We start from the raw sequence: 706 nt of genomic DNA, 5'->3' as shown, positions 1-706 counted from the left end.
TCTCCTATACGGTGACGGACGCAGCGGGCCACGGCTCATCGCCGAGCCCGACTACCCCTGTGAGGATCTACGCGATGGGACCGGGCAAGCCGGCAATTGGCGAAGTGATTGACGACGTGGGCTTGGTTCAGGGTCCGGTGGGCAATGGCGAGAGCACGGACGACACGACACCGACACTGGTGGGCAAGGGCGAGCCGGGCGACACGATCGTCGTGATCGACAACGGCACGCCCGTTGGCGAGACAAAGGTCGACGAGGACGGCAACTGGAGCTTCACGCCCGATACGCCGCTGGACGAAGGCAGGCACGAGTTCACGGTGGTCGAGCGTGATGAGGCGGGCAACGAAAGCAAGCCGTCGGRTCCGCACGTGGTGATCGTGGACAMRACCCCGCCTGGCCAGCCAGTCGTTGGCGAAGTGACTGACRACRTGGGCCCGATYMAGGGTCCGGTGGGCAATGGCGAGAGCACGGACGACACGACACCGACGCTGGTGGGCAAGGGCGAGCCGGGCGACACGATCGTCGTGATCGACAACGGCACGCCCGTTGGCGAGACAAAGGTCGACGAGGACGGCAACTGGAGCTTCACGCCTGATACGCCGCTGGACGAAGGCAGGCACGAGTTCACGGTGGTCGAGCGTGATGAGGCGGGCAACGAAAGCAAGCCGTCGGGTCCGCACGTGGTGATCGTGGACACAACCCCGCC

Annotated in this window: 1 protein-coding gene; it reads left to right on the top strand. The window is 65.4% G+C overall.

The window, feature by feature from the left end:
• Positions 1-74 precede the first annotated feature (74 nt).
• Positions 75-706: Ig-like domain-containing protein (locus AC1DSF_RS30520; protein WP_478184055.1), on the top strand; the 632-nt coding region annotated here is incomplete at its 3' end.

This window comes from Variovorax sp. 01N429, from assembly GCF_056399425.1.
The sequence above is the reverse complement of the archived record's forward strand: the minus strand, read 5'-3'. Positions and strand labels throughout refer to the sequence as shown.